Genomic DNA, 15,504 nt, shown 5'->3' with positions numbered 1-15,504 from the left:
CTTCCTCCACTATGCGGCGTGGCCGCTGACGAGGCCGGCGATCTCGGCGTCGAGCCGCTGAATGTTCTGGTCGGCGAGCAAGGGAGCCAGGTGCGGCTGGAGGCCGCGTAGTTTGCGAGCGACCACCCCGGATCCGGTCTGGCGAGCGGTGGCCAGGACGGCGTCGGCGTAGGTGATGACCTGGTCGGGATCGGCGCGGTGGACACCGATCATGGCCAGGTCGGTCAGGACACCGGCCTTCCGCCGGGCGGTGAGCGCGCCGTTGAGAGCATCAGTCAGGGCCGCTTCGGCCAAGTCGAGGCGGCCGAGAGTGACGTAACAGGTGCCGCGCTCCTCGGCCAGGCGCGAGCCGTCGAAGCGGAGCCAGCCGCCATTGTGCACGCGCCCTGTCAAGTGCTGGACTTCTGCCGCGGTGTCGAGTGCGCGCTGGCAGGCGTCGAGATCGCCGAGGCCCGCGAAGGTTTCCGCTTGGACTGCGGCGACCCAGTGCCGGGTCGACAAGCCGGTGTCACCCCGGGACGCCAGACGGGCAGCCAGATCGAGCAGCGGACGGCCGTCTATGAACTGGCGTTCGTAGACGGCGATGAACGCATGCCGGGTCAGCGCACAGGCCCACAAGTCCGGCGCTCCGGCTTCCTTGCTCGCGGCTGCGGCCAGGCTGTAGCAGTGTGCCGCGTCGGTGTAGCGGTCGCCGTCGAAGTAGATCTCGCCGGCCAGCTGGAAAAGGTCGGCGGCCAGCTGACAGAGCCGTTGCCGTGTCGCCGGTGTTTGCGACTGGCGCAGCGCGTCGGTGAGCACATCGAGCTGGGTTCGCACGAGCGGCAGCACTTGGCTCTTGTTCGATGCCAGCCCATACACCCGCCACAAATGGCTGGCGAACACGGCGAATTCCTCTGCCCCCGCAGCATCGAGGGCACCACCACTCGCCGCAGCGGCGGCCCGGGCGACATCCCCGGTTGCCGGCGGCAAAGCCAGTAGCGCCCCTGTCGCGCTGAACAAGCGCAGCAGGTCGCGACGGTTCATGTCGTCGGCCTCCGCTGGATCGGGTGGGACTACGGCCACGGTCGCGGGGCACCGCGCCGGAGCCGGTGCCTGCCCTAGCAACGTACCTAGTTCCTGCAGGGTGACGTCGAGCGCCTTCGCGATCCGGGACCTGCGAAACGGCTGCGGGGTCGCCTCACCACGTTCCCACCGGCTGACGGTGGAGAACTCCACCTTCAGCTCAGCCGCGAAGGACTCCTGGGTGTAGCCCATCGCCTCCCGCCGTGCGACGAAGGCGGTCCGCCGGTCGCCCATATGCACCACCCTGCCCCGTTGGTCCCCGGTCACGATAGCCAGAAACCTGCCGGGACTGATCAGCACGCAGCGAGCTGCACCCGTTCGGACCACCACCGCCGGAGAGTCATTTATGCAGGTCAGAGGCTTCGATGCCTACTTTGTGCGTAGTTGATGCGTAGTGCGCGCTCTGGTCGTCACGAGTCGGCGGAACGTTGACTGAACTCGCAACAGCCCGAGCGCTCGTCCGGATAGGGAATGCCGCCGCGGGCGCTATGTGCAAGCGAACGGACAAGGAGACGTCGAGATGGACGTGGACGCGATGTTCACCGGAGAACTGGTGCTCGGTGTGCCCTCGGTGGAGGGGCTCTACTCCCCGAAGATGCCCGGCGACGCCGACGGCAACGACAAGGGCGACCACTGCGCCAGCTGATCGACCAGCCTGTGCACTGCGGCTCGGGCAGCGTGTGCTGCCCGAGCCGCACCGCGGAAAGGGACCAAATCCACCATGCTCTCGTTTCGCCTGGCGCTGAGCACCCGCACCGATACGACGTGGCACTGGGACACCGACCGATGGTGCCGCGGCGACAGCTGGATACGACCGGTTGCTCATCCAGCGCTGCGTCACGACATCGACCAGCGCCCGGGGGTCACTACGGTCCTGGTCCGTGACGCAGCCAGCCCGCTGACTTTGCCGGAGACGACGCACCACAACCGCGGCGATGACAGCGTGGCAGGCGCCGAACGAGGAGATGCGCTGCTGCTCCGCATACAACCAGGACGGATCACCCTCACCTCGGGTGCCGGTGGCACCGTGCCGATCTACCTCGCCGCCGACGGAGGCGTCTTGCACGGCGCCTGGGATCTCCCCGCGCTCCGCCACCTCACGGGGCAGTCCGGCCTTCTCGATCGCGCCGTGGCACGCGCCCTGACCAGACGGCACCGCTACACCAGCGACACCCTCTTCACCGACGTGACGATGCTGACCGAACGCGCGACCGCGACGTTCACCGAAACCGGCCTGCGCACCGCGTACCCGGCCCCGGCCGAGCACGTCACGCGATCACGGGTTCTACGCCCCGGCGTAGAACCCACAGCCGTGCTTGCCCATCTGCTCACCGACGCACTGCGCCCCTGGCATGAAAGCAACATCATGATGGGGCTCGAACTGTCCGGCGGCCTGGACTCCGCCACCATCGCGGTCGCCGCACGCACAACTGCCTCGACACCGCTGCGAACCTTTGGCCTCGTCGTCAACGGCGCCCCCGGCGCGGAGCAGCACCGCCGCCGTCTGACGATCGCCAGACAGGTCGGCGCGGTCGACGACATTCTGCATGCACACGACCATGCCCCATTCTGCGACAGCGGCATACGCGCCAGCGGGGCGGCGCATGATCCCCGCGGCGAGTTCTACCGCGAGGCGTTCGAAGCCCTCGCCGAAAGGGCCGCCCACAGCGGCGTAGGGATCATGCTGACCGGCAACGGCGGCGACGAAATCATGGCACCCCGCATCGACGAACTACCCCCACCTCCACCCCAGCCCCTGACAGAAGCGTCATGGCTTGGGCAACGCGCCCGCCATGCTGTCGTCGAGATCGACGACAACCTGTCGCCCTCCGCCGTGTTGCCGACACCGACCTTGATGGGGTTCGCCATCCACCACCCCGCCTACCTGAGGTCAGGAATCTGGCCCGTCGCCCCGTTCACCCACCCGCCCCTGGCCCGGTTCGCCGAACAACTCCCGCTCGAGCTCCGCCGACACAAAAAGCTTTACCGCGACTTCCTCACCCACGCCGGCCTGCCGCCCCTGGTCACCCACCCGCAGCGAACCGAGCACTTCCGGGACCTGATGCAACACGGCCTGCGGCACAACGGACTGCGGCTGGCCGAGCGCCTGCTGGCCGACGGCATGATCCTCGCCGAACAAGGCTTCGTCGACCCCGACGCGCTCCGGCGAACCGTGCAACGCGCCCACCAGAGCGCTACCGTGCCGTCCGTGCTGTGCGACACCCTCGTCCTCGAAGTCGGCCTCCGGTCACTGCAGGCCCCGACAACCACCCCGGCCGCATGAACCTCGCCGCCAACAACATCGCCTACCGACGTCCCGACCTCTACGACGCACTCACCCGCGACAGCACCGCGGCCGCGACCTGCCAGCGCCTAATCGACCAGTTCGGCACCACACCCACCAGCAGCATCCTGGACCTCGGCTGCGGCACCGCTCGCGACCTCGCCCGGCTCGCCACCACCCACCACTGCGTAGGCGTCGACCTCCAGCCCGCACTCATCGAACACGCACGACAGAGGTATCCCGCCCTCGACCTCCGTGTCGGAGACCTGCGCACCGTCCGACTGGACGGCACCTTCGACACGATCACGTGCCTCGGCAACACCCTGGCCTACCTGCACCACAACAACGACATCCAGGCCGCATTCACCACCTTCGCCACCCACGCGCACCCCGGAACACTGCTCGTCATCGTCACCCAGATAGCCCCTACTGCCACCACCACGCCTACCTCCAGCCGGATCGACGAGGCAGGACTCCACGCCGAAGTCACCACCGAGCACAGCTGGGACCCCCGCACGCAGATCGCCACGGTCCGCCGCACCTGGCGACTCGACAACGGCACCACCGAACGCGACCTCCTCGAACGCCGCGTCCTGTTCCCTCGCGAACTAGAGCTCTACGCCGGCCTCGCCGGTTTCACGCCCCTGGCACTGTTCACCGACCCGCAGGACCACACCGGGCCACTGACCGGCTCTACCGCGCATTTCGTCGCCAGGTACGGCCCGATTTAGCGGGTGACCTCGAGCAGGGGCGGGTTCGCTTCTTCGAGTGCGTCGAGTCCTGCGGATCGGGCTTGGCGTACTTGGGCCCGGTCAGCGACCCTGAGACCGATCGCCTTGGCCGGTTCGCGGACGAGCGGCGGGTACATGCGGACCTCGGCCCGGTAGCCGGCGAAGTGCCGGGACGTGCGTCGTCGGTCACGACTATCAACGCCGCGGAGATCGGCGAGGACGATGCCGCAGACTTCCGAGGACTCAACCCGGACCCCACGACCCCTTCCAGATCCACAACGAAGACTGTCCGCTCATCCTCACTGGCAGGCGACAGCGACAGATTCCACTGACGTGCCGCTGCAACCCCAGGTGAGCACGGCCAACTCGAGGTAGTTCCCAGGCCGGACGAGGCATGTGGACGCCAGGCGACGCGCGACAAAGCGCGACGGACATGGCGCCTCGAACATCAACTGCACACCAGGGCGCACGGTGCCCGAAGACCTCACGCTAAACTCTCCAGCGCGGGCCGTTAGCTCAATTGGTAGAGCTGTGGACTTTTAATCCATAGGTTCCGGGTTCGAGCCCCGGGCGGCCCACTCCTTTCGGGGCCGTTTCCGCTGGTAAAGCGGTTGCGGCCTCGTTTGCGTTGCGGGGTTGGGGGATGCGGAACACGGGCTTGAGCGTGTCGGGTCCGGTATTGTGACCCGTGCAATGAGGGCTTCGATCAGGGCCTTGGTCTGGTTGTGACTGCCCTCGGCGATCACGTCGCCGATGTGGTCGGCGGCGTCGGGTGCGGCGGGTCCGTCGTCGAGGTCGGCGGTGAGGTCGTCGCGGCGGGTGCGGAGTTGCTTGAGCCGTGCCCGTAGGCCGGTTGGTGCGGCGAGCCTATTGCGTGGGCCCGAGTCGGTGATCCCGTTGTCGGGCGGGAGTGGACTCAGCATGGCTGGGTGGCCGCAACGGCGGTTTTGAGTCCGTCACCTACCGTGGGACCGAGTTCGTCTCCCGGTTCGCGGACCCGCGAGGCACGGGTCTGTATGACGACACCGTTGTCGTCGTGCACGACCCGGACCGATGACGACTGCGCCGTCGGAGATCTGGTTGCGCACGGCCTCCGGCTGCGGCTCGTCGCGGCCATCGCCCATTCCCCACCCCGGCACAGGTTCAGACCGAGGGTAACCGGGCCATGGCCGTACGCGAGACCGAGCGCCGGAATCCATCGAATTTCAGCCGATTTGTGGCGCGAACGACCGATGTGGTGATCAACAGCATGGTGTTGGCTGCACGTGATCCATTCGTACCCGAAGGAGAACACGTGCGTCAGCGCTTGCCCGTCCTGCTCGCTTCCCTGGCCTTGACCCTCGGCGGCCTCGCCGTCACGGCCGGCCCGGCGTCCGCCGCGACCTACGGCTACATCAACTGGACCAACAACTGCTCCGGCCCCAAGCTCTACTCGATCATCTACGCCAGCGGGTCGAGGGCGGGCCGGCTCGTCGTGCAGCAGAGCAACGTCCCGGCAGGCGCGAAGCGCAGCCAGCGGGTGCCGTCCGGCTACAAGTACCAGGTCACCGCGAACGGCGGCTGGGACACCGTGACCATCTACAACATCTCCGGCCGGGTGCACAGCGTGGCCGTGAAGGCCTGCTGAGCGGCGTTCAGGCGACCCGGGTGGCGTGCCGGCGCGACGAGGGAACCTCGACCGTCCCGTACGCCACCCGTTCGGACTCCCGCTGCACGAGTTCCGCCAGCTCCCGGCGCGTCGACGCACGGCCGGGCGCGACCTCGTCCAGCACATGCACCTCGACCACCAGCCCACAGACCCGCAGCACCCGCCGCATCGAATCGACCAGCGTGTCGGACCCGAAGAACCCCTGCCCGGGACGATTACGAGTGCCCGGTCTGCCAGGCTGCGCCCGGTCGGCAGTGTGTGAACAAGAAGCAGCAGCCGTGCGGAACGCAGAGCAAGCGGTCTCAAGGGCGCTCGCGATGGGAGATCGAGCGGGCTGATGCGGCGGCCTGAAAGGCGCGCGAGGAAGCGGAGGCTGCTGAACAATGGCAACGCGAAGGCTTGGTGGCGATTGCGGCCAGTCCGAGCGCGCGGGTTGGTGTCGATGTGGTCATGGTGGGTCCGTGAACCCCGATCGATTTCCTGTCAAGACTGCGGCGAACTCGACCGCTCGGATCTGGATCGCCGTCGGCGGAATCGTCATCGGCCTGGCCGGTGTCGGCATCATCACCGCTGAGCAAGACACCGCCCTCCAGGTCCTGCTCGTCGCCGTCGCCACGCTCGTCGGCGCGGGCACGAGCTCGGCCGCCGCGTTCGGCGTCCGCCGCCAGGCCGAACCGCTCGTGACCCCGGTCGCCGACCCGCGCGACGACGGCGGTCGTCGGCTTCGCTGAGTAGCCCCATCGTCGCGGAACGATGCCCTATGCTCGGCCGTCGAGGGTCGATCGACGTGAACATTAGGGGAGGGTTCCGCGATGACGGGGGTTTCAGGGCGGCATCGTCCGGTCGGTGGGGCGCGGTGCGAGTCGCGAGGGGGGAGCCATGCCTGAGGGATCGCCTGCCTACGAACCCGGGCTCGACCTGGGCGTGTCCGGTTACTTCCGGCCGTCCGGCGGTGCCTACGGTGAGCCTGTGCCGGAAGGGGCCGGGTTCAAGTACGACGAGGCCACCCTGCACGAGCTCGTCAAGGAATGGCGGGAGCTCGGCCAGGAGTACCTGAAGGACCTTGCCGACGCGGAGTTCATCGCCAAGGCGCAGCCGCCGGGCGCCGAATACGCGAGCGGGGACAACGCCCAGCTCATCCGGTCGTCCGGCGAAGCGCTCGTCACGGCGCTCAAGGAGCGAGCCGCCTACTGCGAGAAGATGGCCGCCAAGTACGTGGCCGCGCTCGGCAAGTACGCCACCGCCGAAGAGCGGGCCACCGAGGACATCAACCAGCAGTCGAAGGGTATCTAGTGACGCGACGCACGATCCTGGTTCTCGGCGCGGCGGCGCTGGTCCTGACCGCCTGCTCCACCCCGAACAACGGAAACCCGACACCGTCGGTGGGCGGGACCAGCCCAGCACCGTCGAGTTCAGCCAGCCAGGTTCCCGGGCCCGATGTTCCCAAGGTCGGCGAGCCGATCGATCTGGCCCGGTTCCGGGCGGCGCCATGCGACGCTCTCACCAGCACTCAAGCCAAAGACCTCATCGGGCCCAAAGTCGAAGCCACGCCGCGGAACGAATCGGCGGGACCTGCATGTGCGTGGGTCGCTCCCGGTACCGCCCGCCCGATGATCAACGTGATCTTCGGCAAGGGGCCTGACGGAGGCACGGCCGCCGTTTACGCCGCCAAGGGCAATGCCTACAAACTCGTCGAGCCACTCGAACCGATCGAGGGCTACCCCGTGACCGCCTACGGCGTGATCGACAGGCGCGCCGAAGGCGGATGCAATGTCGCGTTGGGCACCAGCGACACCGAAACGGTCGGTGTCGCGGCGGAGCAGTCCGAGCACAACATCGGCAAGAAGGACCCGTGCGACGCCGCGCGCCTGGCCGCGATCAGCGTCCTGGCCACCCTTCGGGCAGCGAAGTAGCGGCGGCCGAAGACGAGGCCGTCGGGCTCAACCGAGCCGACGGCCTTTCTTCCGCGGCGTGACACCAGCCGCGAGCAGTTTCCGCCGCATCATGCTGTAGGTGCAGCCGAAGCTTTCGGCGACCTCGGGGATGGTCATCCCGGCTTCGTAGGCGATCACCATGCTCCGCGACGCCGGTACGACGGGCGACGGGCCGTCCTTGCGTAGCGTCGTGCCCGCCGCCAGCAGCAGCGTCCGCGCCCGGTGATACGTGAGGTTATGGCGGGTCTTCAGATCGGCGATCGTGGCACCGTCCTCATATTCCCGCCGGAGCGTCGCGCCGAGGTCGTCCGTCACTGCCGGCCTCGCGGTCGCAGCGTGACCCCCGCTGAGAGGAGCATGCGCCGGGCCTGGCAGTAGCTATGCCCGAATTTGGCGCCGACCTGTCGGATGGAGGCGCCGTTCTCGTACATGTTGACCATGCCCGGAGGGAGCGGCGGCAACCGGACCTTCGGCGGCCGCAGCGTCACGCCCTCGCTGAGAACGGCTCGACGGACGGTTTGATAGGGCAGCCCGTGTTGGGCGGCGAGACCTTCGAGCGTGGCGCCGTCCAGGTACGCGACCGCCAGCGTCGCGGGGTCGTTGTCGTTCGGCATTCCCATCCTGTCGTCTGCGGAACGCGAGGGGCCCGGCCGTGGAGACAGTCGCCGGGACCCCTCGCCCCCATTCGGGCCCGCTCGCCAGGGCCCCTCACCGCGCCCTCCACCAGAAGGCGGTGAGGTCTGGAAACCGGGCGGCGCGTCAAGCGAGAGAGAGGCGCAGCCCGGGAGATCAATGACGGCGGAGAGCCGGTCATGCGCTTGCGGGATGTTGTGCTCCTGCCGGTAAATCCGGTCACGGTCCGGGCGCCCGTCGGCACACCGTGCGCGCCGCTGGTGCAGCGGGACTCGAACACCGCGGTGCCACTCGCCGTCGACCACCGAGTGAATCGCCTCGGGGTCGATGTAGATCACGGCTGTCACGGTCGCCGCCCCGTATCCCGCCGGCGCACCCATCTCTGCTGCCTCGGCCCAGCCCTCGGCCGCCATATCCGCAATCGTCTTGGGGAGCTTCCGGTTCTCGAGGTCGATCTCTCCGCCGACTCGGTGCGCGGTGATCGAACTCCAGGGACGCCAGCCATGCGGCCTCATCGGTCATGACCAGCCGCCTCGCTGCGCCAGTACACCATGCCTTCGTGCGCGTCCTGCAGGTTCATGACCAGCTCGGCGAGCTTGCCGCCGGGCAACGTCGCGGTCTGGCCGTCGCCGATCGCCAGCGCGATACGCAGCTGCCCAGAACTGTCCAGCGCGAGGCCAGCCACCACGTCCACTGGCCGCCCCGTTGTGTCGACAGTCTGCACTCGCCGCTTACGACGCCATCCTCGGTAGTGAGCGAGAGCAGGTGACGCCCATAACCAAGTCCGAGCTGCCAGGCGACAGCGTCGGCGCCCGCATCAGGGCGACCCGCAAGCTCGTCGGCATCACGCAGCAGCAACTCGCGCAGGCCACGCACTTCTCCATGTCCCTGATCAAGAAGGTCGAGCAGGGCGGTGTTCCGCCGAGCCCGGCGCTCGTGGCGGGTTCGGCGAAGGCCCTGAGCGTGAAGACGGCCACCCTGTACGGCATGACCGGCGTCGCCGACGGCGTAAGGGAATCTCATGACCCGGCCGCCGTCGCGTTCTTGACGAGGCTCGGGGCGAGAGGCCGACCGTGCGCGAGGCGCCGCTCGACATCGGCCAGCGTTCGAGTAAGCCATTCCCGGGTCTCTCGCCGGTCGAGTGCCAGTTCCGTCAAGCATTCCAGTTGCCCCTCGTAGTAGCCGACGTCCCGTACTTGCTCCAGGAAGAGGCTGGCGGTGGGGAGCTGATGGTGGACGACAGGGGGATGCTCGTCGTGCCGGTACAGGGTGAACCTTGTGCAGAGATCAGCTACGGGGGCGTCCGCGGGAACGAGGTGGATGTGGCAGCGGGGAAGTGAAGACAGGATCGACAGATGCACCAGTTGCTCGTGTACGACCTCCGGGCTCCCGGAGTTGGCGAGGAGGGCTTTTTCCGGAATGTAGAACGTGAAAGGGCCGGGTTTGCACATGGATGCCGGCTGCCGGGTGAGGCGAGCCCGTACCGCTGCGTCCAGTGCGGTACCGTCCTCATAGCCATGCTTTCTGAGGACGATGCGGATGTACGGTTCGATTTGGAGACACCGGGGGATCTCGAGAGCATCGTAGCTGGCGAAGGAGCTGCTTTCGTCGTCGAGCAAGGTGACAATGGGCAGTGAGTCGGGGAAACCCGTGGGATGAGGCCGGGCTTGGTAGCCGTCGTCGGGAAACCGGTCGAGCGCCACCAGTTGCTCGAACTCCTCGGTGGTTGCTTTCGCTCGTGCGAGGTAGAGCGCCACCCTTCCCTCTGGGGGCCTGCGTGTGCCGTTCTCCAAGTGCGAGATCGCAGGCTCTCCCCAATTCAGCATAGACGCCATGTTGACACCGAGGTAACCTGCGCGTTTGCGGATTCGCCTAAGTTCGGCGCCCAGCTCCCTTCTTTTAGCGGTCGAAAAGTTCTTTTCGCGTTTTGCGGTCAACGAATGCCTCGCTATCGTGTGCACTACCGATTGCTCTGATTGCTGGGGCAACGTAGCCCCCGAGTTACTTGGACTGCGGTTTAATCTCGGCCAGGCGGGCGGCGAGCTTCTTTCGGGTCTCGCTGCGGCTGAGGGCTAGGCTCGCGATATGTTGCAGACGACTTTCGTAGAAGGTGATGTCGGCATCCTTTTCAAGGAAAAGGCTGGTGGTGGGCTGTTGGAGGTGTAGTACGGGGCGGTATTCGCTGTGTCGGTATAAGGTGAATCCCGCTCCAATATCCGTCAGGGCTGTGCCCTCTGGAACGAGATGGATATGAAAGGGCGGCAGTGAGGACACGGTCGTCAGATACGCCAGCTGCTCGTGCGCGACTGTGAGGTTTCCGAGTTCCCCATGGAGTGCTGCTTCAGAAAGGTAGAAGGTAAAGGGGCCGGGGCGGCGAAGAGAGGATGGGTGGCGGGAGAGCCGGGCCTTCACCGCCGAGTCGAGCACCCGCTCCTCGTATCCGTACTGACTGAGTGCATCACGGATGTAGGGTTCAACCTGGAGGTAGTGGGGCACTTCCATGGGGGCGTAGCTGGTGATGGATGTACTTTCGCGGTCGAGCATGGTGACGATGGGAAGAAGGTCAGGAAAACCCGCCGGGTGAGACCTGATTTGATAGCCGTCATCCGGGCAGCGATCCAAAGCCACCAGTTCATCGAGTTCAGCGGGAGTGGCATTCGCCCGCGCTAGATAGAGCGCGACTTTCCCGTCCTCGACCTTGGTGAGACCGTTCTCCAGACGCGAAACCGTGGACGCATTGCAGTTCAGCAACTTGCCCAGGCCGCCTCCGCCGCAGCCCTCCCGCTTGCGGATTCGCTGAAGCTCGATTCCCAGCTCCCTCATCTTCACGGTCGACAAAGAGGTCGCGTTACTTTTCTTCACAATTCCTCATAGTGCTTATCTGATCCATGCCGAAGCACGGCGCGACTTCCGCAGGCGCGATACGTGTTGTGGGTGAGGTTGGTGGATGGCATTGACGCACGATCGCTGGGACTTCTGGGACCCGTGTCGATTCTGGTCAGGCGCCGGCCTCGTGCGCGAGTTGCGCCTTGTCGAAGCGCTGGTAGAAGAACTCCAGGTAAAACAAGTCGTCGGCGGCGATGTACAGCCGGCCCTTCTGGTCCAGGGTGAGACCCCATACAGCAACGTCCGCCTGGGCAGGGTCGGCGAACCATTCGGCTGCGGCCGCGAAGACCTCCGCATAGGTGCGGCCGCTGACCGTCTCGAGCAGAACCGTTTTGCCGGTGTGGTGGTGCGACATTAGGGCTGTTCCCTTCAGAGGCGTCGGTTGTAACGGGCGTGGAAATCGGTCGTAGGTTGAATGAAGCGCAAAGGCATCTGTTCCTAACCGTGAGACGGCGGATAGCACACGTCGCACCAGGACAGGTCCCGCTCGCCTGCGGGGAACGGTGGGCCGCAGAGCTTCCCGCAGTGACTCACGCTGAGCGCGATCCGGCCGTACCGGAGCCGGTGTCGATAGCGGGGTGTAACACGGTGCAGGACAACTCGACCGTAGAACCAGTACTCGACCAGCTCGGGGCAGGTCCCGTCGAGAGCTCCGCTGACCACGCCGTCTGTCACGACCGATCACCGGGCCGGTTCCCGGGAATCCACGGTACGTGCCCCGACAGCAAGAGCCATCAGGATGCCGGCGTTCGGCGACGAGGGAGACCTTGACCTAGTCACGTGGCCACCTCAAGACCGCGTCGACAACCGAGCTCGCGCATCCGCCCACGGCACGCCACGCACGCCCCAGAACCCCCGTGATCACTTGGTGACTGGGATAGCGGTGAGCGAAGGCATGGTGGCCAGGCCCCAGGAATATGACATCCGTGTGCCCTCGGCCGACGCGGACAAGCCACGCGGCGGCCACAGCGTCAGCTGCGCCGGGATACAGCGAACGGAATCCGCTAGCCATGGCGAGATCACGCACGACACACTCGGTGGTACCCCGAGGATTCCTGCGGTGAAGTGCTGATTGCGATGTCACGTGGCCTCATTCGGGTCGGTAGCCGCGGGATCCTCAGCCCTCGGTCTGGGGATGTCCCGTCGGCCAGCACCGGTGCACCTGCGGTGCAAAAGCCGGATGAGGGCGCAGTGTCGTCGGTGTCCGGCCCGGCTACGGTGCGGTGGCTGCTTCTTCTCGCGCGCGTACAGATCCCGGACATCGAGCGGAATCGCGGCCAGAGCCTCTCGCCGCCTCAGATGTCTGAGTGCCCGGACGCACTCTCGGCAAGCACGTCCCGGGGGCCAGTCGTCGACCTGAGGAAGAATGACCGCCCCGCAAAGTGCGGTAATCCCGACGGCTGAGCGGACCTCAGCGCTCCCGTCAGTGGAGACCTGATGCTTGATCTTCGCTACGGCACAGGTGGCCGAACGCGTTGCACGCGTAGCGGAAGGCTGAAGCTTCTCGAGCATGGTGGCGTCCAGAAAGGTCTGTAATGAACGGAGTCAGGGAGAACAGGTGAAGTACGCGGTCCTTGGCGGCGCGCAGGCCTCAGGCTGACGGCGCCCGATGCGGGAGGGCTACTCCGGGGCGGCCAGAGGGCTGCTGGACAGCTGGGTCGCCCTCAGGCCAGATACGGCGCCCCGGGGCATGCAGCCACGGCAACGGGACCCGAGCCGTTCCATGAAACCGCTGTCCCCAATTCGGAGCAGTGCATTCGTCTGGATGAGGAAGAGCGAGAAGCCGCCTCAAGGCATCGTGCGTCCTGCCGCCGAACGACCAGCAAATCACCTCAGGCGTGAAAGGATCGACGCCCGGAGCGAGCGGAGTTCGATAGGCCTCAGCGGAGACGCGACAACGGAGAACCAGGATGTCCGCATGAGCCGGCCACCGGTAGAGAAAGACATCGCCGAACGGTGCGGAGTCAAGCCCAAATCGCCATTCCTCCCAACCGTGGACACGAAGGTTCTGAAAGTCGTCGTCAAGAGTCATGGGAGCCTCGGTGGAATTCTCGCAAGACATGGTGTGTCACTCGCCGATCAAGAACCTGCTATCCGCCGCAAAGCTTGCCGGCGGGCGGACATTCGGCGAGGCCTCCGACAACGTGCATAACCCCCGAGAAACGCGCGACATCAACACCCAGGTAGGCGGATCAACCGGCGGCAGGGGTAGAGATGTTGAGAAGCAGCTAACGCTGCTTGCCCGAGCAGGGACGAAACGCTCTCGACGCGGATCGTCGCGTACAGGCAACGGATCGGGAACCCGGCGTCGGCGCGTGTCGACAACAGAAGGAAGGCAGTCGGTAGTCACAAACATCAGCTCCTTGGGGGCGTGATGTCACGACATTGGTATGCCCTGTCGGCGATGACCAGAGCGTCAACCCCGCAGCAACTACGCAAGAACCTCGCATGCGACCCATTGACCTGCGGTAACGTGTGTCCTGTCACGATGTGTATTGGCGGGTGAACCTATGGCAACCAAAGAGTCGGCCCTGGCGGCGGCCCGGGCGACAGTCGGGCTCACACAGGAGAATCTTGCCTTCGCGTTGGACGTCAGCGTCAGCACCCTCAGTCGTTGGGAAAATGGCTTAGTCAAGCCGCTTCCACCTAAGCGTCCGAAGCTGGCCAGGCTTCTCAACGTCTCGCTCTCGGAGCTCGAGCTGTTGCTTCGAGAGGTCCATGAACGGACGTCTGGGCGTTCGCCGGAACGCTCGGTCAGCGTGGAGTTCGACTACGACTCGTGGGAAGACGATCTAGACCGGACGGCGATCTGTCTCGGGCGGCAGGAATTCGACCTTGCGAGGCTTCTCCTGGATCGCTGGGTCCTGCGGTTCCGAGTGGAGACGGCTGGCATGCTGGGTCTGCACCTGTACGGGCGATCCCTGCGGCTACTAGGTGATCTACGGCAAGATCAAGGCCTGCTTCGCGGGCCGCTATCAGCTCGGCAGAGCTACCTGAAAGCGATCCAGGTTTATGGCGAGTTGGGCGCCAGCCGGCGTGTCGCGCAGCTCGAACTACAGCTGGCGGTTCTCGATGAGATGGATGGTCGGTTGGTCGAGGCGGCAGAGGCGTATAGGCGGCTGGCTACCGACCAACGGCTGGCTGAGCGAGATCGCGCGCGGGCTCAGCTTTGGGTTGGCACAGCACTGAGCAAGCATGGAATGAACGTTGAAGCAGTCTCCTTCATCCGTCCCGCAATCCGGCGATTCGAGCAGCTGGAAGAGCCGCAAGACTGGTCAGTCGCCTACCAGAAGCTGGCTCTCGCCCATCGTGGTACGGCCGACCTGCGAAGCGCCTCCGACGCGATCGAGATTGCCTTGAACAACCGCGCCGGAGACGCGCCGATGCAAAGAGTCCGGCTCGATACCGCCCATGCTCATATCCTGCTCTCGGATGCGGCCACGGCAGACAACGGCTTAGCCCTGCTCGACGCGGCAGCAGCCACGTCAGCGCGGTACGGCATGATGCACCAGCTGATGAGTATCGAGGGTATCCGCCACGCCTTCGAAGGCAAGTCATGAGTGCAACCCTCGCGCAACCAAGGAGTGCTACGCATCGTGAAGCTCGGACTAACTGAGTCGCAATGGCTGGCCGCGGAGCTAGTCTGGGACTACCACCAGATGCATCACATACTCCGACCCTGCTCAGTCGCAATCGCTCTCGGTTGCAACGACATCGGCGTTGCTTCATATACCGCAGACCTCTACAGCCGAGGCCTTTTTTCAACCGTCGTCTTCACTGGTGCAACCAGCCGGGACACAGCGGCAGTGTTTCCTCGCGGAGAAGCTGTCCATTTCCGCGAACATGCGTTGGAACTTAGCGTACCGGAACAAGCCATCGTTCTCGAGCCGGAAGCACGCAACACCGGATCGAACATCTCCCTTGCGCGGCTGGCGCTGGCGGACGCGGGAGTGGAAACTCCGGACTCAGTCCTACTCATATCTATGCCATACATGGAACGACGCGCCTACGCAACGTGTCGTAAGCTCTGGCCCGACGTAGACGTGGTCTGCACGTCATCGCCCCATACACTAGAAGAGTACGTCAAAACCATCGGCGACGCAGTCGAGGTCGTGGACATGATGGTCGGCGATCTTCATCGAGTTATGGAATACCCCAGGCAAGGATTCGCGATTGAGCAAGCAGTCCCCCAGTCGGTTCGCGATGCTTTCGACCTTCTGGTAGAGGAAGGATTCAACAGTCGGCTTCTTTCCTAGACGTCGTGCTGATTGGTAGCAGGTCCTCGCCGCGCTAATATTCGTCGGCCCTTGTTCTTGGCGTTGAGGT

General features: G+C 65.6%; 18 protein-coding genes, 1 tRNA gene and 1 pseudogene. 12 read left to right on the top strand and 8 right to left on the bottom strand.

What is annotated here, in order from left to right:
- Window positions 1-9: 9 nt before the first annotated feature.
- Complete coding sequence (locus ACZ3HL_RS18570; protein WP_465532429.1) at window positions 10-1,296, bottom strand: helix-turn-helix domain-containing protein; 1,287 nt, start codon at window positions 1,294-1,296, stop codon at window positions 10-12.
- Window positions 1,297-1,582: 286 nt separating this feature from the next.
- Here ACZ3HL_RS18570 and ACZ3HL_RS18565 point away from each other — a divergent pair, with 286 nt between their 5' ends.
- The 6 genes from ACZ3HL_RS18565 to ACZ3HL_RS18540 all read left to right on the top strand — a co-directional run bounded on the left by ACZ3HL_RS18565 (window position 1,583) and on the right by ACZ3HL_RS18540 (window position 5,704).
- On the top strand, window positions 1,583-1,708 hold the full coding sequence (locus ACZ3HL_RS18565) for a hypothetical protein (RefSeq protein WP_350592703.1): 126 nt from the start codon (window positions 1,583-1,585) through the stop codon (window positions 1,706-1,708).
- A gap of 75 nt (window positions 1,709-1,783) precedes the next feature.
- Entirely contained in the window at window positions 1,784-3,346 is a 1,563-nt protein-coding gene (locus ACZ3HL_RS18560; RefSeq protein ID WP_465532427.1) for an asparagine synthase-related protein, read from the top strand.
- The gene (locus tag ACZ3HL_RS18555) at window positions 3,343-4,077 is read left to right on the top strand and encodes a class I SAM-dependent methyltransferase (protein ID WP_465532425.1); all 735 of its coding nucleotides are present in this window, start codon (window positions 3,343-3,345) and stop codon (window positions 4,075-4,077) included. Before ACZ3HL_RS18560 ends, ACZ3HL_RS18555 begins: the two co-directional genes overlap by 4 nt.
- A 505-nt stretch (window positions 4,078-4,582) precedes the next feature.
- Window positions 4,583-4,655: transfer RNA gene (locus ACZ3HL_RS18550), tRNA-Lys, on the top strand.
- 147 nt (window positions 4,656-4,802) lie between these two features.
- Window positions 4,803-4,925 (top strand): hypothetical protein, encoded by a 123-nt coding sequence (locus tag ACZ3HL_RS18545; RefSeq protein ID WP_465532423.1) that lies wholly within the window; start codon window positions 4,803-4,805, stop codon window positions 4,923-4,925.
- Between the two features lie 446 nt (window positions 4,926-5,371).
- Complete coding sequence (locus ACZ3HL_RS18540) at window positions 5,372-5,704, top strand: hypothetical protein (RefSeq protein WP_465532422.1); 333 nt, start codon at window positions 5,372-5,374, stop codon at window positions 5,702-5,704.
- A gap of 7 nt (window positions 5,705-5,711) precedes the next feature.
- Here the strand turns inward: ACZ3HL_RS18540 and ACZ3HL_RS18535 are convergent, their stop codons facing one another.
- Entirely contained in the window at window positions 5,712-5,894 is a 183-nt protein-coding gene (locus tag ACZ3HL_RS18535; protein ID WP_465532420.1) for a hypothetical protein, read from the bottom strand.
- Between the two features lie 292 nt (window positions 5,895-6,186).
- Here ACZ3HL_RS18535 and ACZ3HL_RS18530 point away from each other — a divergent pair, with 292 nt between their 5' ends.
- From ACZ3HL_RS18530 to ACZ3HL_RS18520, 3 genes are all read left to right on the top strand, one after another.
- Window positions 6,187-6,456 (top strand): hypothetical protein, encoded by a 270-nt coding sequence (locus ACZ3HL_RS18530; RefSeq protein WP_465532418.1) that lies wholly within the window; start codon window positions 6,187-6,189, stop codon window positions 6,454-6,456.
- 148 nt (window positions 6,457-6,604) lie between these two features.
- Window positions 6,605-7,018, top strand: a complete 414-nt coding sequence (locus ACZ3HL_RS18525) for a hypothetical protein (RefSeq protein ID WP_465532416.1) — start codon at window positions 6,605-6,607, stop codon at window positions 7,016-7,018.
- Entirely contained in the window at window positions 7,018-7,638 is a 621-nt protein-coding gene (locus tag ACZ3HL_RS18520) for a DUF3558 domain-containing protein (RefSeq protein WP_465532414.1), read from the top strand. Before ACZ3HL_RS18525 ends, ACZ3HL_RS18520 begins: the two co-directional genes overlap by 1 nt.
- A 27-nt stretch (window positions 7,639-7,665) precedes the next feature.
- On the opposite strand, the gene ACZ3HL_RS18515 is transcribed toward ACZ3HL_RS18520, so the two are convergent.
- From ACZ3HL_RS18515 to ACZ3HL_RS18505, 3 genes are all read right to left on the bottom strand, one after another.
- Entirely contained in the window at window positions 7,666-7,974 is a 309-nt protein-coding gene (locus ACZ3HL_RS18515; protein WP_465532412.1) for a helix-turn-helix domain-containing protein, read from the bottom strand.
- Window positions 7,971-8,273: a helix-turn-helix domain-containing protein gene (locus tag ACZ3HL_RS18510; protein ID WP_465532410.1), complete on the bottom strand. Its 303-nt coding sequence runs from the start codon at window positions 8,271-8,273 to the stop codon at window positions 7,971-7,973. Before ACZ3HL_RS18510 ends, ACZ3HL_RS18515 begins: the two co-directional genes overlap by 4 nt.
- A gap of 530 nt (window positions 8,274-8,803) precedes the next feature.
- On the bottom strand, window positions 8,804-8,986 hold the full coding sequence (locus ACZ3HL_RS18505; RefSeq protein ID WP_465532408.1) for a hypothetical protein: 183 nt from the start codon (window positions 8,984-8,986) through the stop codon (window positions 8,804-8,806).
- Between the two features lie 71 nt (window positions 8,987-9,057).
- On the opposite strand from ACZ3HL_RS18505, the pseudogene ACZ3HL_RS18500 reads away from it, so the two are divergent.
- Window positions 9,058-9,252: pseudogene (locus ACZ3HL_RS18500) on the top strand (helix-turn-helix domain-containing protein); the annotation flags it as partial.
- 59 nt (window positions 9,253-9,311) lie between these two features.
- Here ACZ3HL_RS18500 and ACZ3HL_RS18495 read toward each other — a convergent pair.
- The 3 genes from ACZ3HL_RS18495 to ACZ3HL_RS18485 all read right to left on the bottom strand — a co-directional run bounded on the left by ACZ3HL_RS18495 (window position 9,312) and on the right by ACZ3HL_RS18485 (window position 11,533).
- Window positions 9,312-10,253, bottom strand: a complete 942-nt coding sequence (locus tag ACZ3HL_RS18495) for a helix-turn-helix domain-containing protein (protein WP_465532406.1) — start codon at window positions 10,251-10,253, stop codon at window positions 9,312-9,314.
- Between the two features lie 40 nt (window positions 10,254-10,293).
- On the bottom strand, window positions 10,294-11,154 hold the full coding sequence (locus ACZ3HL_RS18490) for a DUF5753 domain-containing protein (RefSeq protein WP_465532404.1): 861 nt from the start codon (window positions 11,152-11,154) through the stop codon (window positions 10,294-10,296).
- 136 nt (window positions 11,155-11,290) lie between these two features.
- A complete protein-coding gene (locus ACZ3HL_RS18485) occupies window positions 11,291-11,533 on the bottom strand; it encodes a hypothetical protein (protein WP_465532402.1) in 243 nt (80 codons plus the stop codon).
- Between the two features lie 2,155 nt (window positions 11,534-13,688).
- On the opposite strand from ACZ3HL_RS18485, the gene ACZ3HL_RS18480 reads away from it, so the two are divergent.
- Both ACZ3HL_RS18480 and ACZ3HL_RS18475 read left to right on the top strand, forming a co-directional pair.
- Window positions 13,689-14,738 carry a helix-turn-helix domain-containing protein gene (locus tag ACZ3HL_RS18480; RefSeq protein ID WP_465532400.1) on the top strand — a complete coding sequence of 350 codons (1,050 nt, stop codon included), beginning with the start codon at window positions 13,689-13,691 and terminating at the stop codon, window positions 14,736-14,738.
- Window positions 14,739-14,774: 36 nt separating this feature from the next.
- Window positions 14,775-15,434: a YdcF family protein gene (locus ACZ3HL_RS18475; RefSeq protein ID WP_465532398.1), complete on the top strand. Its 660-nt coding sequence runs from the start codon at window positions 14,775-14,777 to the stop codon at window positions 15,432-15,434.
- Window positions 15,435-15,504 lie beyond the last annotated feature (70 nt).

The organism is Amycolatopsis sp. NPDC000009, from assembly GCF_055563465.1.
Note: the sequence above shows the minus strand (reverse complement) of the source record. Positions and strands in the feature narration are given on the sequence as shown.

Coding starts and splice junctions, on each gene's coding strand:
- ACZ3HL_RS18570 (WP_465532429.1), bottom strand. CDS start 1,296: ATGGGCGACCGGCGGACCGCCTTCGTCGCACGGCGGGAGGCGATGGGC.
- ACZ3HL_RS18565 (WP_350592703.1), top strand. CDS start 1,583: ATGGACGTGGACGCGATGTTCACCGGAGAACTGGTGCTCGGTGTGCCC.
- ACZ3HL_RS18560 (WP_465532427.1), top strand. CDS start 1,784: ATGCTCTCGTTTCGCCTGGCGCTGAGCACCCGCACCGATACGACGTGG.
- ACZ3HL_RS18555 (WP_465532425.1), top strand. CDS start 3,343: ATGAACCTCGCCGCCAACAACATCGCCTACCGACGTCCCGACCTCTAC.
- ACZ3HL_RS18535 (WP_465532420.1), bottom strand. CDS start 5,894: ATGCGGCGGGTGCTGCGGGTCTGTGGGCTGGTGGTCGAGGTGCATGTG.
- ACZ3HL_RS18525 (WP_465532416.1), top strand. CDS start 6,605: ATGCCTGAGGGATCGCCTGCCTACGAACCCGGGCTCGACCTGGGCGTG.
- ACZ3HL_RS18510 (WP_465532410.1), bottom strand. CDS start 8,273: ATGCCGAACGACAACGACCCCGCGACGCTGGCGGTCGCGTACCTGGAC.
- ACZ3HL_RS18485 (WP_465532402.1), bottom strand. CDS start 11,533: ATGTCGCACCACCACACCGGCAAAACGGTTCTGCTCGAGACGGTCAGC.
- ACZ3HL_RS18480 (WP_465532400.1), top strand. CDS start 13,689: ATGGCAACCAAAGAGTCGGCCCTGGCGGCGGCCCGGGCGACAGTCGGG.